This window comes from Streptomyces sp. CA-251247 (genome assembly GCF_050952975.1).
GTDB classification, from domain to species: domain Bacteria; phylum Actinomycetota; class Actinomycetes; order Streptomycetales; family Streptomycetaceae; genus Streptomyces; species Streptomyces achmelvichensis.
This window is the reverse complement of sequence record NZ_CP191861.1, coordinates 4,303,586-4,319,221: the sequence shown is the minus strand read 5'-3', so window position 1 is coordinate 4,319,221 and position 15,636 is coordinate 4,303,586. Positions and strand designations below refer to the sequence as shown.

Genomic DNA, 15,636 nt, shown 5'->3' with positions numbered 1-15,636 from the left:
TGCGCGGCGGCTGACACCAACAAGCCGAAACGGCAGCGGTCGAGGCCGGATCTCGGTGAACGATCGGTCGAGGCACGGAGGCGGTCGCTCGACGTTGGCGGACCCGTGTGATCGACCTGACAAAGATGAGGCCACAGGTTCAAATCCTGCGGCCGGCCGGGGGGCCTTCAACGGAGGAGCGTCTCCGGCTTGACTCGGTCATTGAGACTCCGCCGCCCGTGCTGTCGCCCTTCCTAGCTTTCGCCTAGTCGTCATCTTCAGCAAGGGGACCAAACGGGGTTAGCGTCGTCCAATTCTGCCGTGTAGGAGCGTCATTCCAATGCGTGATAGTACGCCCCTCGGTTGCGAACACTTGGCAGCCTCTTCGACTCAGAGCGTTGACCACTTTGGGCGACGGGTGCTTTTCCGAGATTTTCGCTGAACTGATGAATGAAGTGACATCAGAGTATGATGCCCCTCGTTCGCCAAGGATCCTGTCGAGCACAGTGGGTCCAAGATTCCTGCGGCTTCCGTGGTGCGGTGCCTGGAAAAAGCTAAGAGGTGCGACTGAGAAGTCGCCGATGGTTCGCTCATACCGCTCACACGCTGCCTCGAGAGCCAGAATTCCCGCATCCCCCGTGAACATAAGCCTATCCGTCCCGACGCGCAGAAGACTGATTACGGAGGTGTTGTTCCGAGGGCTCGTCTCTCCGTCGTCACTTAGCGTCTCAATCGGCAGGTAAGAGAGTGTCTTTGAGAGTAGGCCTCGAACCACCGAGCTGAAACTAGCTTTGGAGGCGCGAGACAGGCCGCTCCGCTCCTCTGCGAGATGCTGTTCGAGGAGCTCCTCGTAGTAGGAGCGTGTGGGGCCGAGCACTGAGAACTGTCCACCAAATCGACTCAAGCCGGTGAATGGTTCAGCGATGCGAACATTACGAGATTTGGCAAGCGCGATAAGCGAGTCCAATGCCTCCAAGTTGCTGAAATCGCTCACATCGTAGGTGTGCAGCCTAGGCTGATGAATCAACAGCTCTTTCGCCTGCACCTTTTCGATCAGTGTGGACAGTCCGTTGAGGTGATCGGCGTCTGGATGGGTGGAAACTACGAGGTCTACAACATCCGTCTCGTAGTATTTGGCGATGTGATCGGCGAGGTTCTCGCCAATATGTGAAAATCCCCCATCGATCACCACCACAGCGTTTCTCTGCTCGGCTTCTACAGTGAAGCGAAGTGTGATGGCGTCACCACTCTTTGACCCTGGCCCTGATTCACTCTCTACCGGAAGGAAGTCGACCTCGTACACAATGCCCCCTTTGTCGCTTCGGTTAAGGCTGGCTGGAGGGACTATTGCCCTGAGGGTTCTCCTGTGGAGAAAGTGGTAGTACATCCAAAGCGTCAAGGAGGCGTTCAGCGTAGTCGTTAGCTGCCGACTTAACCCACTCGGCGTTCACAATTCGCCACCAGAAAAACGCCAACCCTAGGCTGGCGCATGCCACCAAGGCAAACCCTGGTTTCCAGATGAGTAGTCCGTAATAAGAAGCGACCACTCCTGCTACTCCTGCGACACAAACAACCAAAGAGATCGACAGGCCGATGGTGCGCATCCCAAGCATGTTGCGCCTGAATCCGTAGTGGCAATTTTCGAGAAAAATGAGTCGAAATTGCGATGTATCTCGGGTCTGAGAAATCAAATACCTTACGGCGACCTCGTAGGCTTCATCCGCCCTGGCTGGATTTCGAGTCTCCTGTCTCTTGGAAGGCATTGCTAGCTCTAGAAGGCTGCCGATTTTCTGGTGTCGGCGGGCCAGCAGAGTTTGATTTTTTGCGCCGTCGTGCCGCAAAGCCAGAGTAGTCGGAGGGCCGCCCCAGGAAGCCCAAAGGTCCGGCTGAATAGCGCGCCCTCGATCCCGCACTAGCTGATCCACAAGAATCACGGCCCCGCTAGCTACCACCAAGAGCCACAACTTTTTCCAATTAACTAGAGTGGGCGCCAGGGCAAGGCATACAAGGATCGCCGGAAAGGCGCCGATGAGCGCTGGAGTGAGACGTGCTTTGCGGCTATACCCGTCAAATAGGTGGCCTATGCTAGAACCCAGTCCGGACAAAGGACCTCACATTTCGAAGCCAGTGCCTGTCGTCTGGGGAACTGACGTTCCCACGGCAGGAGAGTCGCCGGTGGGGCGGCAAACGTTCCGCACTCACATGTTGAAGCATCGGTCCGACCTTGGGTAGTTGTTTGCGAAACTTCGATCACGTGACCACTGGCGCGTGGCGAAGGACCGGTGGAGGTACGAGTGCTGACGTGCACTGCCAGCGTCCCGGGCAGCCCTCTCGGCATCCTGGCGGCCAACTGAGGGTTCCTGTACTGGCAGAGAACGCAGCTGTGAGTCCCTGGGCCGATCAGAGCTGATCAGCGCTGACAATTTCTTCGGTGCAGGCGGCCGAGGGCGGTGAGGTACTCGAGCGCGAGTTGCCAGCGATGGTGACTAGGTGCGCAAGGCGGCCTACTTCTCTTGCGGCTTCCTCGGGTCAAGCAGCAGGACGTGCACGACTGTCGTGATGATGAAGGCCCAGACAGCGACTGCGAACCATCCGTTCACCTGGGGTTGCACGATGGCGAAGCCGAGGACGGTCGCGCTCAGGACGGTGTACACAGCCGCGATCCGCCACCCGACAACGTGCCGGTACGAAGCGACGATGAAGGGGAGACAGGCGAGGACCGACATGCTGACGAGCGGGACAACGGCCCAGGCATACCGGTGCCATGGCCGGCTGAACATCCGCGGTCGAGTCGTCTGCGTCAGGTACGGGCTGAGGTGGTCTGCCATGCAGCACAGCATGGCCGCTCTTGGGCTGCTTGGTCAGGAGTTGGCAAGCATTGATGTGAATTAGCCGCGCTCAGCAGTCTGCCGACTAGCTCATTACTCATGCTTCTGTGACTCGAACGGAACCAGTGGTGGTCACTGCGGGCACCTTGGATCCGGGGCCAGGTCGCCGCCCGGTCACCCAGACACGGCAGATCGCACTCGCCCTCGCACCAGAAGGGCACCAGATGGTGCGGCGAACTGCGGTCAACAGCGGTTCAGTTCTCCGACTCCCGCGAGAGCGCCGTGCGCTGTTCTGCCTGGCCAAGCGCCCCGGTGTCCCGAACTGCCCCGTGATTCCCAAGCTCAGAGCGCGGGTTCGATTCCCGTCACCCGCTCCATAGAGAAGCCCCAGGCCAGCGGCCCGGGGCTTTGTTGTTGCCCCAACCGGGCCGGGTGCGTCGCAGCAGATCTGCACCACGTGGTTGATCGTCCGCGATTCTTCGGGTCGAGGCCGAAAGCGACCGCCCGGCTCGCTCCGTCGCATCCATGAGCGCCGGCCCCCGGACCGGGTCGTGCACCCTATGCTCCACCGGATGAGTCATAGCGCCCACGAAACGCAGCCAAGACCCTTGCACTCCGTGTCGGTGGCCGGGGCCGTGATGCGCGAGGACGGCAGACTCCTGGCGATCCGCCGGGCGGACAACGGGACTTGGGAACTTCCGGGCGGCATCCTGGAGCTCTCCGAGTCACCCGAAGCAGGAGTCAGACGCGAGGTCCTGGAGGAGACGGGCATCCAGGTCGAGGTGGGCGAGCTCTCCGGCGTCTACAAGAACACGGCCCGCGGCATCATCGCCCTGGTCTTCCGCTGCAAGCCCTCCGCCGGCACCGAGCGCACCTCCGACGAGTCGACGGCCGTCGCCTGGCTCACGCCCGAGGAAGTCGCCGAGCGGATGTCCGAGGTCTACTCGGTACGACTGCTGGACGCCTTGGACGAGGCAGGGCCTCACGTGCGCAGCCATGACGGCAAGCACCTCGCGGGGTCCGTATGACCCAGGCCCCGCGTCAGCTCCACGAGCTTCACGATGTCCACGACTTCCTCGACGAGATACGGCTTCGACCCGGCATATGGGTGCGCTGGAGATCGTTGCAGCACCTCGACTCCATGCTGATCGGGTACCACGCAGCCATGAGCGTTCACGGAGTCGAAGAGGACTTCCCCTTCCGGACCCCAGGCGCTGTCTCACCCTTCGACCAGTGGCTGTGGCACCGCAACGGCTACGAGAGTTCGCTGGGCTGGGCCACAGAGATCGAACGCGAGGCGGAGACGGCCGGAACGCCGGCGATCGAGCTGTTCTTCAGCCTGCTCGACCAGTACCGAGCTGAGCGTCGCGACGCAGTGCGGTAGTACTTTCTCTACGAGATCAAGGTGCGGCCCCGACGCTGCTGTCTCCGCCCCGCTCCGTCCCCTGCTACGCCGGTCGCGCGGCTGGAGCGAGACATCTTGGCCGAGGCGAAGACGGCCGAAGCGATCAACCCGGAACAAGGAGGGACACGCTGTGTGGGATGACCTCGTTGCGCAATACGCCTGGGCTGACGCAGACGAGCCCGAGGCGTACACCTTCTCTGTGATCTCGGGGAAGACCGAGGACGAAGTGATCGGGGCTTTCGGTGGTGATCCGGCAGCGTCTCGGACGATGACGTTTGCCGAGAGTGTCGACGAGCAGGCAAGTCATCTCTACGAGGACTACGAGCTACTGCGCGTGGTCACCGTTGACAGGCACGTCATCGCCATCGAGTGGGGTTTCCACGGCAGTATTCCGGAGATCGCCAGGCGAGCCTCAGCGGGCGGTGGTGAGTTCTTCAGCGTCTACCGGAACGTCAACGCTCGCTATCAGGTGCTGCACGCTCTCGACGGCCGGGTGGACGGCATGTTCGACCCCTTCGATCTGGAGGATGCAGCGTGGATGGACCCCAAGCCAGAGGTGCCCGTATGGGCGGAGGGCGTCACGTTCCACATGGGGGGCCTTGTGCGCCGAATCCTTCGCGCTCATGGAACGCACGATGGGCGTAGCTGTCGATCCCGCCTGGATGGACGCCTCACTCCGCACCGTGCTGCTTGCTTCACCTAGCACGCTCGGCAGCGACCCCGAAGCGGCGTGGCTCCCGTGACTCCTGTTGGACTGCTCGTGACATCAATGGCTGACACCAACAGAGGCGAATCGGAGCGTTCTCCGGCGATCACTTCTGCCGCGATCCGCAGGCACCGGCTGCCTCCCTTGCCGCAACCCGGATCTCGGACCGACCTGATAAGGATGCGGCCACATTTTCAGGTCTGCGGCCGGCCAGGCCGAAGTCTCGTGCTGTAGAAGGGGATATCGCCGATCAACGATCCCAGCCATCCTCGCCGCCTGGACCAACCATGAGCGAGGCGACACCGTGGCCGGTCAGATGCCAAGACTCGAACTGAGGGTCGGGACCGATCCAGAGCCCTGCGCCATCGTGAAAGTCGATGACCAACGCACCCCGGTCGCGCACGTCGACCGCAGCGACCGACTGCCCGTAAAGCGCTAGAACAGGTGCGAGACACACCCCTGTGCCAGGATCCAACTCGTGCCACTCGCCGGCAGCGTCCCGGAACAGAAACGGCGTCTCCAGTATCAACTCGGCGTCCAGCCGGTACCCCTCGTCCGGATCCAAGGCACACAAGGTCAGCCGCACCTGCTGATCAAACGACGTGCGCTCTACCCGAGAGCCGATCAAGGCCACAGGAACCTTCATGCCGTCCCCCACATCCCGAAACAAGCCGACAGCCCGACGGCCAGAATAGGGCTGTGGATCAGAGGGTGCCCGTGCCACTCTCGCGCCAGAACGGGTGGGGACTCACGGGGGGGCCGAGGTCCGCAGGGGTGAGTTCGGCCGGGACTCTGCCCACGGTACGAATCTGCAGGTCACCCACAGGATGGCCCAACGTCGCTCCTCAAGCGGTGCTCCTGAGAGTGCCGGCGCCTCCTCAGGCTGGGGTCGCTAGGCTCGGGCTCGTGAGCGAAGACGGCCAACTCATAGCGAACTACCGCGTCCACGTCGTGCCCGTGGTCTTGGCTCTGGCCAATCCACCGTGGCAACGGAACGTGTGGCTCGACCCATCAGCGTTTGAAAGCATGGACCATGTCTTCCACACCCTCTTCGATGACTTCTGTGACGCCGACGAGCCCGAGCGATACCTCGGCGTCAGTCTGAGAACTGAGGAAGAGGTTGCCCTGATGAGGGAGCTCGGCGTCGCGCTCAATGCCGCAGCGGACGAGGCGCCCAACGACACCGACGCGGAGTATCTCGCGTCAGCCGCCTGGCCGGGAGTCGTGGCCGTCGCCGGACGTCTTGCCCAGGTCATGGTCACAAACGACCTGACACAGCTTGCTGCGTTGGTCGGTGTCGGACAAGCGGGGAAGCCTGCGGACCATCGCAGCAGGTGAGAGGCGCCTCTTTCGGCGTACCTGTCGGGGCGCCCCCGCAACTCGACGTGAAAAAGGCCGGCAGGACGACGAGCAACCTAGTCACGCGACTAACAGTCACCACCCTTGGCGCGCTATTTGTGGGCAAGGGCTCAGACCTTCCAAGCGCCGGCGACCACGAATGAGACCACTGTCCCGCCGAGCGGACTCGGTCCGGCACTCCAGGAGTCCGACAGTTCATCGATCAGACAGAGCCCTCGCCCATGCGCCTCGTCGGCGGCGGGTTGCCGCATTCGCACATGGGCCGGAAACCCGGGATTGTGCACGTCGACCCGCAACGCCTCCCCCACGCGCCACCACTCGACGCGCACCCGCCACGCATCCTCGGCCTCGCCGTAGAGGATCGCGTCGGTGACCAACTCGGAGACCATCAGGACGCAGTCGTCCAGCGAGCATGCCAGGCGGTACGGGTCAAAGAACTCGGCACCGAGCGCACCTCCGACGAATCGACCGCAGTCGCCTGGCTCACGCCCGAGGAAGTCGCCGAGCGGATGTCCGAGGTCTACTCAGAACCCGCACGCGGGACGGCATCAGCCAGTTGGTACGGGCCGCCGAAGACCGCCGCTGAAGCCGCCCCCGTGCAGCCCTGGTCGGGAACGCCTAGCAGCGGCGCAGAGTGCCGCTCTCCTTGGTGAGTTTGATGCTGTGGACCCAGCCTTCGGTGTTCGTCCCATCGAAACGGGCGTAGATCCACTTGTTGCCGTGGGCGTTGGTGACGTAGCAGTGGTAGTAGAGCTTCGCACCGGTCTTGACCACGGTCACGTACTGGCATTCCGCGTACGGCCCGGTGTAGAGGTGGGTCGTCTCGCCCAGGGTGCCGTAGCCGTCGCTGCGGTTCTCGTGGGCCCAGCCGGTGCAGGCCGTCGACACCGGGGTGGGTTCCTTCACGGTCGGGCTGGGCTCAGTCTCCGGGGAGGCCGACGGGCTCTCGGTCGGCTTGTCGTCTTCGCCGCCGGGCTTCTTCGTGGAGCCGATTTCCTCGTCCTCACGGCCGTCAGGCTCCTCCGTGGCCGATGGCTTCGAGGACGTTCCGGGAAGACCGGCGGACGCCGGGGTGCTGCCCGCCGTCGACCGGGGGCTGTCCGAGGGGGAGCCGACGACCGGCGGCGTCGCCTGTGCGCCGTCCGTGGTCGTGCCGCCCTGTGGGGACGTCAGGGCGTAGGTGATGCCGCCGCCTGCGGCGAGGAGCGCGACGGCGGCCGCTGCCGCGACGACGGTGCGGTTGCCGCGGCGCCGTGCGCGACGGGCTGCTGTCCGGCCCGTCTCGGGAGCGGGGACTCCGGCGTGGCCGGCGCCCGGCGCGCCGTGCTGCGGCAGCGTCGGCGGCAGGTCGGGCTGCACGTAGCCTCCGTGCGGAGGCTCAGGCTGGGGGAACAGCGGGGGACCGAACCCGGGGACCGGTGCGGCCGCGGGACCGGGACCCGCCGGGGGCGCGGGAGCGGGTGCCGGCGTCGGCGCAGCGGATGCGAGGTGCACCGTCCCGCCCGAGGCGACGCGCTCCAGCATGCCGCGCGCCTGTTCCGCGGTGGGCCGGTTCTCCGGCTCCTTCGCCATCAGCGCCTGGAGCACCGGCGCGAGCAGTCCCGCCCGGCGGGGCTCCGGAAGAGGCTCGGTGACGATCGCCGAAAGGGTGGACCACGCGGACGTGCGGCGGAACGGCGAAGTGCCCTCCACGGCTGCGTAGAGCGTCATGCCGAGCGACCAGATGTCCGACGCGGGACCGGGCTCCCTGCCCTGCGCACGCTCCGGCGGCAAATAGTCGAGGGAACCGACGAGTTGGCCGCTCTGGGTCAGCTTGGCCATGGCGTCGTCGCCGGAGGCTTCCATGCTGGCGATGCCGAAATCGGTGAGCACGACCCTGCCGCCGTGCTCGATCAGCACGTTTCCCGGCTTGACGTCCCGGTGCAGTACGCCGACCCGGTGCGCGGCGTCGAGCGCGTCCATCAGCTTCGCGCCGATCGCGGCGGCTTCGTGGGGCTCCAGTGTGCCGCGCTCCGTCAGCACGTCGTCGAGCGAGGGCCCGTCGACGAGTTCCATGACGATGACCGGGAGGCCCTGCTCCTCGGTCACGTCGTGCACGGTGACCACGCCGCTGTGCCGGATACGGGCGGCGGCCTGCGCCTCCCGTTGCATCCGGGCCCGCACGTCGGCCAGTTCGGCTGCTGAGGTGTCGGTGAAGGCCCGCAGGACCTTGACGGCGACCTCTCGGTTCAGGAGTTCGTCCACCGCCCGGGCGACCACTCCCATGCCGCCGCGCCCGATGATGGAGGTCACCCGGTAACGCCCGCCGAGTACCTTGCCCGTCAGCTCTCCGCCCTGCGCTTCCCCCGCGGTCACCGCACGCTCCGTTCCGTGGTTGTTCGTGAACCATCAATCCGAAGTCCTCAAGGGTAGAGGCAGGGGCGTGAGGGGAAGGCGGCGGCCGTGCGCAGGTTTGTGGCCGCCCATCGAGGTGTCGCCCCTGGCGGGCACGGAGGTCCCTGGGCGTGCGTCTCGGCCGGCGTCGGATGTCCGAGCCGGGTACCAACTTCCGCTCGGCGTCACCGCCTGGGACGACGCTCCTGTCTCCGCCCCGCTCCGGGGCTTCGGCGGCCCGGGCGGCGTCGGCGCGCTCGGCCGGGGTGAGCTGGTCACGGACGATCGTGTGGGTGAGGCGGTGCATCTGCACCGTCCCACCCTGGACCCGAGCCCATGGTCGAGCGGCCTCTCCAGCGCTTCGGGGCGGGCAGCCGGCAGGCCATCCACCGTCGATGCGCCCGGTGACCCCGCCCCTGCCTCACATCGCATGCCGCCAAGGTCGGCGGAACCGCTGGTTCATGCCGAGCGTGGTGTCCTACGGTGTCCGGGATCCAGGACCACGCGGCAGTGGCACATGAACGGAGGCTCCATGGCTGACGGGACAGCGCTGACGGATCGGATAGCCGAGCGGCGGGCCGGGGTGGGAGATCCCCGCGCGCTGGTCGGGGAGTTGCGGCGGGCACTGGTCCTGGTGCCGTACGACGGCGGTGGGCTGTGGACGGCCGCGTTCGGCGGGGTGCGCTGGATCTGCGGGTTCACGGACGAGCAGGCGCTGGCCCGGTTCGCGCAGTCGCGGGACACCGGGGACGGGCGGGAGACCGGCCGGTCGTGGGAGTTCGCCGAGATGCGCGGCGCGCGGCTGCTGGACGAGGTCGTCCCAGCCATGGGCGAACCGGCGGGGCTGGCACTCAACATCGCGGATCCCGCCGGGGCCATGCTGTTCCCGCCGGTGACGGGCATCGTGCCCGATGCCGCCGCTGTCGACGAGAGCGGACGCGACTGATGGGCGGCGCCGAGGACCTGAAGGTCGACAAGGAGAGCGTTCAGCGGATCACCAAAGGGCTGCGGGCCGCGGTGTCCGAGCTGCGGGATGTCGGCACCGGCAGTGGTTCGGTGCTGGGCAAGGGCTTCTCCGACATGTCGATGACCGGCATGGAGGCGGGCCACCACGGGCTCTCGGTCGACTTCGAGGACTACTGCGAACGCTGGGAGTGGGGTGTTCGGGCGCTGGTCCAGGACGCCAACACCATCGCGTCGAAACTGGGCCTGGCGGCCGGGCTGCTCTGGGAGGAGGACCAGTACGTCCAGGGCGCGTTCAAGATCGCGGTGAACTCCGCCGTCGGCAATCCGCACGCCTCCGAGGACGACATCGTCAAACAGAACTGGGGCGATGTCTTCACCCCGGACTATCTGAACCCGGACTACAGCGCGGAATCGTTTCAGAAGACCCGCGACGAGGCCGCGCAGACCTGGAAGGACACCGGTCGGGCTCTGCTGACCGAGGGCAACGGCGGGCGTCAGTCGAGCATGCTCAACGATCTGATCGGGGTCGACCAGGGGGACTTCGACCGGGCGGTCGACGAGACCTTCGGCCCTTCGCCCGAGGAACGGGCCCGCCAGGCGGAAGAGCAGGGCAACGGGGGGAACTGATCCATGGGCATCGGCGATTTTGTCAGTGACATCACACCGGATGTCGTCGAGGACGCGGTCGAGGACGGCGTGGAGTGGGCCGGCGACCGGGTCGAGGACGCCGGGAACTGGACCGCGGACCGGCTCGAGGACGTGGGCTGGGACTCCGGCGCCGACTGGGTGCGTGAGCAGTCCCGTTCCCTGGCGAACCGGATGGGCGCCGAGGTCGATGAGATGGACCTGGGCCAGACCGAGGACAAGACGAAACTCATCTACGGCAGCGCCTCCAAGATCCGCTCGACCGCCTCACATCTCAAGGATTTCCAGAGCGCGTTCAGCAATGTCGCCGGTGGTCTCGGAGGACTGGACTCCTCCTCGCTCAAGGGCGAGGCGGCGGACGCCTTCCGCGCGACGGTGAAGATCGAGCCGCCGAAGTGGCACAAGGCGGCCGACGCGTGTGAGAAGGCCGCGGGTGCGCTGGAGGCGTTCGCCGGGACCGTGGAGTGGGCGCAGGGCCAGGCGCAGACCGCCATCGACAAGTGGAAGGCGGGCACCAAGGCGTCCGAGGACGCCCTGAACGCACACAAGTCGAAGGTCGACACCTACAACAAGGCCGCCGACCAGTACAACGCGCAGCCCGCCGACCAGCGCAACCCCGCCTCGCTGCCGCCGAAGCCGGGTGAGTTCACCGACCCGGGCAAGGGACGGATGGAGGAGGCCCAGCAGATCCTCGCCGAGGCCCGCAAGCAGCGCAACACGGCTGCCGAGACGGCCCGTACCGCGGTCCGGGCGGCGCGGGACACGGCCCCGCCCAAGCCGTCGTACGCCGAGCAGGCCAAGGACGGCCTGGACGAACTGCAGATCATGCAGACCCATTTCGGCGGCGGCATCATCAAGGGGACCGCCGGGCTGCTCAGCTTCGTCCGCAGCGTGAATCCCACCGACCCGTACAACATCACGCATCCCGCTGAATACGCGCTCGCCCTGAACAACACCGCCGCGGGGCTCGTCCAGGTCGCCAACGACCCCTGGGGCGCGGGCAAGCAGATGGTCACCGACTTCATGAAGGACCCCGCCGAAGGATTCGGCCGGCTCATCCCCGACCTGGCGCTGACCGCCGCCACCGGAGGCGCGGGCGCCGGGATCAAGGGCGTACGCCTGGCCGACGAGCTGGCCGACGCGGCCAACGCGTCCCGCCGGGCCCGAGGGCTGGTCGACGACGCCCCCAACGGCACCCACAACCGCCCCGACGGTGAGCGCACCGCCGACGGCACCGACCCGGTCGACCTGGCCTCGGGCCGCATGTTCCTCCCCCAGACCGACGTGGTGCTCCCCGGGGTGCTGCCCCTCGCCTTCACCCGCCGGGTGGAGTCGGGCTACACCGCCGGCCGGTTCTTCGGCCCCTCCTGGTCGTCAACCGTCGACGAACGCCTGGAGATCGACGCCGCCGGGGTCATCCATGTCACCGACGACGGCCTCCTGATCACCTACCCCCATCCCGTCCCCGGCCTCTCCACCCGTCCGGAGACCGGCACCTCACGCAGCGTCCTGAGCCGCGACGAGACCGGTGACTACACGCTCACCGACCCCGAGACCCGGCTGACCAAGCACTTCGCCGGCCCTCCCGGGGCGGACCCCGGCGGCGACGGTGACGGCTGGCTCGTAGAGGTCGCCGACAGCAACGGCAACACGGTCGCCCTGGACCGCGCGGACGACGGCACGCCCCTGGCGCTGGTCCACTCGGCCGGCTACCACCTGTCCCTGGCCACGGCCGAGGGCCGCGTCACCGCACTGGCGCTGACCGGAACGGACGCCGGGCCGGACGGACAGCCGGCCCGGCCCGTCATGGCCTACGGCTACACGGACGGCAACCTCACCGAGGTCACCAAGCCCTCGGGTGCCACCCTCACCTTCGCGTACGACGAGCACCACAGGGTGACGGGCTGGGTCGACTCCAACAGCCGCGGCTACGCGTACACGTACGACGACCGGCACCGGGTGACGTCCGAGGGCGGAGAGGCCGGACACTTCCGCGTCACCCTCAGCTATGGCGAACCCGACCCGGCGACGGGCCACCGCACCACCACCTTGACCACCGCCGAGGGCCACACCACCTGCCACCTCATCGGCGAGGGCAACCGCGTCCTCGCGACCACCGACCCGCTCGGCCACACCACCCGTTTCACGTACGACACCCGAGGCAACCGGCTCAGCCGCACGGACGCGCTCGGGCGGACGACCTCCTTCGCCTACGACGAGGAAGGCCGGCTCTCCACCCTCACCCGCCCCGACGGAAGCACGATTCACGCGGAGCGCGACGCCTCGGGCCAGGCGACCGGGATCAACGCTCCCGGCGGTGCCCGGTGGCGGCAGGAGTTCGACGACCGCGGCAACCGGACCGCTCTCACCGACCCCGCGGGACGGACCACGCGCTACACCTACGACGCACACGGCCGCCCCGAGACCGTCGTCGACGCCGTCGGCGAGGTGACGACCGTACGCTGCGACCGGTCCGGCCTGCCGCTGGAAGTGACCGACCCGCTCGGCGGCACGACCCGCTACCGGCGCGACGCCTTCGGCCGCCTCCTGAGCGTCACGGACGCCTTGGGAGCGGTCACCGGCTTCGAGTGGAACGCCGACGGCCTTCTCTCGCGCCGCACCGCGCCCGGCGGCGCCGCCGAGTCGTGGACCTGGGACGGCGAGGGCAACTGCCTCAGCCACACCGACTCCCTGGGCCACACCACCCACTACGAGTACACCCACTTCGACCTCCTGACAGCGCGAACCGGCCCGGACGGGTGCCGCTACACGTTCGACCACGACGCGGAGCTGCGCCTGACCCGGGTGACCAACCCGCAGGGCCTGACGTGGAGTTACGCGTACGACGACGCGGGCCGGGTGATCGCCGAAACGGACTTCGACGGCCGCACGCTCGGCTACGGACTCGACCCCCTCGGTCAGGTGGCCCGCCGCACCACGCCGACGGGCGAGACCATCCACTACGAGCGCGACATCGGCGGCCGGGTGACCCGCAAGGTTGCGGGCGGCCGGACCACCGGTTACACGTACGCCCCTGGCGGCGGGCTGCTCCACGCCTCCGGTCCGGACGGCGAACTCAGCTATCAGTACGACCGCAGTGGGCGGGTCAAGACAGAGCTGGCCGACGGCCGGGTCACCACGCACGCCTACGACGCCCTGGGCCGCCGCACGCGCCGGGTGACCCCCAGCGGACAGGTCACCACGTACTCGTACGACGCCGCCGGGAACCTCGTCCGGCAGACCAGCGGTGGACACGAGGTGGACTTCGACCGTGACGCCACCGGCCGCGAACTGACCCGGCAGTTCGGCGAGATGCTCACGTTCACGACCGAGTGGGACGCGGCCGGACGCGTCGCCGGGCAGGAGACCTCGTCCGCCGGGCGCAGCCTCAACCGCCGTACCTACAACTATCGCGCCGACGGGCTGCTGACCGGCATCGACGACGAGCTCTCCGGGCCCCGGCGTTTCGACCTCGACCCGGCCGGTCGCGTCACCGCGGTCCACGCGGACGGCTGGAGCGAGACGTACGCCTACGACGAGGCGGGCAACCAGACGGCCGCCTCGTGGCCCGCGTCCATGCCCGGTCAGGAGGCGATGGGTCCGCGCACGTACGCGGGGACCCGCATCACCCGCGCCGGCGACGTCCGTTACGAGCACGACGCCGCCGGCCGCATCGTCCTGCGCCAGAAAACGCGGCTGTCACGCAAGCCCGCTACGTGGCGCTACACCTGGGACGCCGAGGACCGCCTGACGGCCGTCACCACCCCGGACGGCACCCGGTGGCGCTACCTCTACGACCCGCTCGGCCGCCGGACCGCCAAACAGCGGCTCGCACGCGACGGTGTCACCGTGGTCGAGCAGGTGAGCTTCACCTGGGACGGCAGCACCCTCTGCGAACAGACCACCACCTCCGCCGACCTCGCGCACCCGGTCGTCCTCACCTGGGACCACTCCGGCATGCGCCCGCTGGCCCAGACCGAACGCATCACTGGGGCCGATCCCTCCCAGGAAGAGGTCGACCGGCGCTTCTTCGCCATCGTCACCGACCTCGTCGGCACGCCCACCGAACTCGTCGACGAGTCCGGCGACATCGCCTGGCACACCCGCACCACGCTGTGGGGCACCACCACCTGGTCGCGCACCTCCACCGCGTACACCCCGCTGCGCTTCCCCGGTCAGTACTTCGATCCGGAAACCGGTCTGCACTACAACTACTTCCGCCACTACGACCCGGAGACCGCCCGTTATCTGACGCCGGATCCGCTCGGGCTCGCGCCCGCCCCGAACCCCGTGGCCTACGTCAACAACCCCCACACCGCGGCCGACCCCCTCGGGCTCGCACCCGTCGGGTGCCCGGACGAAACGGTGACGGTCTACCGCAAACAGACGGATCATCCGCTGAGCCAGCGCGTCCACATCGGGGAGAACGGCGAGGTGACGATCACCGGGCACGGCAAGCTCTATCTCAATATGAGCGGGGACATGAAGCACACCGTCGAATTCCGTTCCGACAGCGGGCAAATTGTTTCGTACGACGTTCCGAAGTCCTATCGCGATTCCATTCACGACGACGCGCTTCCGCAGAACAAGGACGACCATCCCGACGGTTCCGCGTTCACCCGACAGGAATGGAAAGCCCTCCTGAAGGAATACCCCGAGATATCAGACCCCACAAAGGGTCCCCACCTCTACGGAATTCCTGACAAGCTGCTCGACGGGCTGAGGGATGCTATTATCCCCGGATCTGGACGCGTGGTCCGAGAAGGGTGACCCTCATCAAATGATGCACACCAGCGACAGTCTGGCCTCGGAATTGCAGCGACTCCGGGATCGCCCGAGTGCCGAATCCGCGCCGCCCGTCCTCTCCCTCTTCGTCGTTCATGTCTCCGGCGACGCCGCGGAATACGAGGAGCGTCTGCGTTCGGTCCTTTCGCCTGCTGTGCGACTGGGGGCCACCGCGGATTTCGAGCAGGAGAGTCTTCCGGCCGACGATGTTCCGGACTGGTTCGTGGCCGTGAGTTCCGGTGACGAGGCGCGGGCCCCGCAGTTCGCCAGGGCCGGCCGCGACGGATATGTGGAGCACACGGGAGGCGGCCGGCCGTGGGAACTGCAGAACTGGCTGTACCGCTTCGACCCCGACGAGGAATCGCGAGGCTGGGAGTGGTGGGACGCCACACGGGCCGGACCGTCCCGCGTCCACATCTGGGTGGACAGCTGGGGGGAATCCTTCTTCGGCTGCCAGGACCTGCTGTGGGCCGCCTACGCGGCGGGCGCGGTCCGGGTCGACGGCCCGACGATTCAGAAATCCGCCGTGTGGTCGGCAGAGCGGGAAGCCACGCGCTGACGCACCCGGCCCGGCAGGTGCGGACGCCCCC

12 protein-coding genes and 2 pseudogenes are annotated in these 15,636 nt (G+C 67.1%); 9 read left to right on the top strand and 5 right to left on the bottom strand.

The window, feature by feature from the left end:
• Positions 1-244: 244 nt before the first annotated feature.
• The gene (locus tag ACQPWZ_RS19030; RefSeq protein ID WP_433571944.1) at positions 245-1,282 is read right to left on the bottom strand and encodes a ComEC/Rec2 family competence protein; all 1,038 of its coding nucleotides are present in this window, start codon (positions 1,280-1,282) and stop codon (positions 245-247) included.
• 1,201 nt (positions 1,283-2,483) lie between these two features.
• Positions 2,484-2,807 (bottom strand): hypothetical protein, encoded by a 324-nt coding sequence (locus tag ACQPWZ_RS19025; protein ID WP_433571943.1) that lies wholly within the window; start codon positions 2,805-2,807, stop codon positions 2,484-2,486.
• 560 nt (positions 2,808-3,367) lie between these two features.
• Between ACQPWZ_RS19025 and ACQPWZ_RS19020 the strand changes: the two genes are divergently transcribed.
• From ACQPWZ_RS19020 to ACQPWZ_RS19010, 3 genes are all read left to right on the top strand, one after another.
• Positions 3,368-3,835 carry an NUDIX hydrolase gene (locus ACQPWZ_RS19020; protein ID WP_433571942.1) on the top strand — a complete coding sequence of 156 codons (468 nt, stop codon included), beginning with the start codon at positions 3,368-3,370 and terminating at the stop codon, positions 3,833-3,835.
• Positions 3,832-4,191 carry a hypothetical protein gene (locus tag ACQPWZ_RS19015; RefSeq protein ID WP_433571941.1) on the top strand — a complete coding sequence of 120 codons (360 nt, stop codon included), beginning with the start codon at positions 3,832-3,834 and terminating at the stop codon, positions 4,189-4,191. Before ACQPWZ_RS19020 ends, ACQPWZ_RS19015 begins: the two co-directional genes overlap by 4 nt.
• A gap of 151 nt (positions 4,192-4,342) precedes the next feature.
• Positions 4,343-4,915 carry a DUF6461 domain-containing protein gene (locus ACQPWZ_RS19010; protein WP_433571940.1) on the top strand — a complete coding sequence of 191 codons (573 nt, stop codon included), beginning with the start codon at positions 4,343-4,345 and terminating at the stop codon, positions 4,913-4,915.
• Positions 4,916-5,168: 253 nt separating this feature from the next.
• On the opposite strand, the gene ACQPWZ_RS19005 is transcribed toward ACQPWZ_RS19010, so the two are convergent.
• Positions 5,169-5,564: a DUF6188 family protein gene (locus tag ACQPWZ_RS19005; protein WP_433571939.1), complete on the bottom strand. Its 396-nt coding sequence runs from the start codon at positions 5,562-5,564 to the stop codon at positions 5,169-5,171.
• 260 nt (positions 5,565-5,824) lie between these two features.
• On the opposite strand from ACQPWZ_RS19005, the gene ACQPWZ_RS19000 reads away from it, so the two are divergent.
• The gene (locus ACQPWZ_RS19000; RefSeq protein WP_433571938.1) at positions 5,825-6,256 is read left to right on the top strand and encodes an SCO4402 family protein; all 432 of its coding nucleotides are present in this window, start codon (positions 5,825-5,827) and stop codon (positions 6,254-6,256) included.
• A 131-nt stretch (positions 6,257-6,387) separates the two neighbouring features.
• On the opposite strand, the pseudogene ACQPWZ_RS18995 reads toward ACQPWZ_RS19000, so the two are convergent.
• Positions 6,388-6,717 (bottom strand): annotated as a pseudogene (locus tag ACQPWZ_RS18995) (ATP-binding protein); the annotation flags it as partial.
• Here ACQPWZ_RS18995 and ACQPWZ_RS18990 point away from each other — a divergent pair.
• Positions 6,718-6,804 (top strand): annotated as a pseudogene (locus tag ACQPWZ_RS18990) (NUDIX hydrolase); the annotation flags it as partial.
• Between the two features lie 91 nt (positions 6,805-6,895).
• On the opposite strand, the gene ACQPWZ_RS18985 reads toward ACQPWZ_RS18990, so the two are convergent.
• On the bottom strand, positions 6,896-8,632 hold the full coding sequence (locus ACQPWZ_RS18985; RefSeq protein WP_433571937.1) for a protein kinase domain-containing protein: 1,737 nt from the start codon (positions 8,630-8,632) through the stop codon (positions 6,896-6,898).
• A gap of 550 nt (positions 8,633-9,182) precedes the next feature.
• Here ACQPWZ_RS18985 and ACQPWZ_RS18980 point away from each other — a divergent pair.
• From ACQPWZ_RS18980 to ACQPWZ_RS18965, 4 genes are read left to right on the top strand one after another with little or no spacing between them, the layout of a single operon-like run.
• A complete protein-coding gene (locus ACQPWZ_RS18980; RefSeq protein WP_340474278.1) occupies positions 9,183-9,596 on the top strand; it encodes a hypothetical protein in 414 nt (137 codons plus the stop codon).
• Entirely contained in the window at positions 9,596-10,243 is a 648-nt protein-coding gene (locus ACQPWZ_RS18975; RefSeq protein ID WP_340474277.1) for a hypothetical protein, read from the top strand. Before ACQPWZ_RS18980 ends, ACQPWZ_RS18975 begins: the two co-directional genes overlap by 1 nt.
• Before the next feature lie 3 nt (positions 10,244-10,246).
• Complete coding sequence (locus tag ACQPWZ_RS18970) at positions 10,247-15,031, top strand: putative T7SS-secreted protein (protein WP_433571936.1); 4,785 nt, start codon at positions 10,247-10,249, stop codon at positions 15,029-15,031.
• A 10-nt stretch (positions 15,032-15,041) separates the two neighbouring features.
• Entirely contained in the window at positions 15,042-15,605 is a 564-nt protein-coding gene (locus ACQPWZ_RS18965) for a hypothetical protein (protein WP_433571935.1), read from the top strand.
• Positions 15,606-15,636 lie beyond the last annotated feature (31 nt).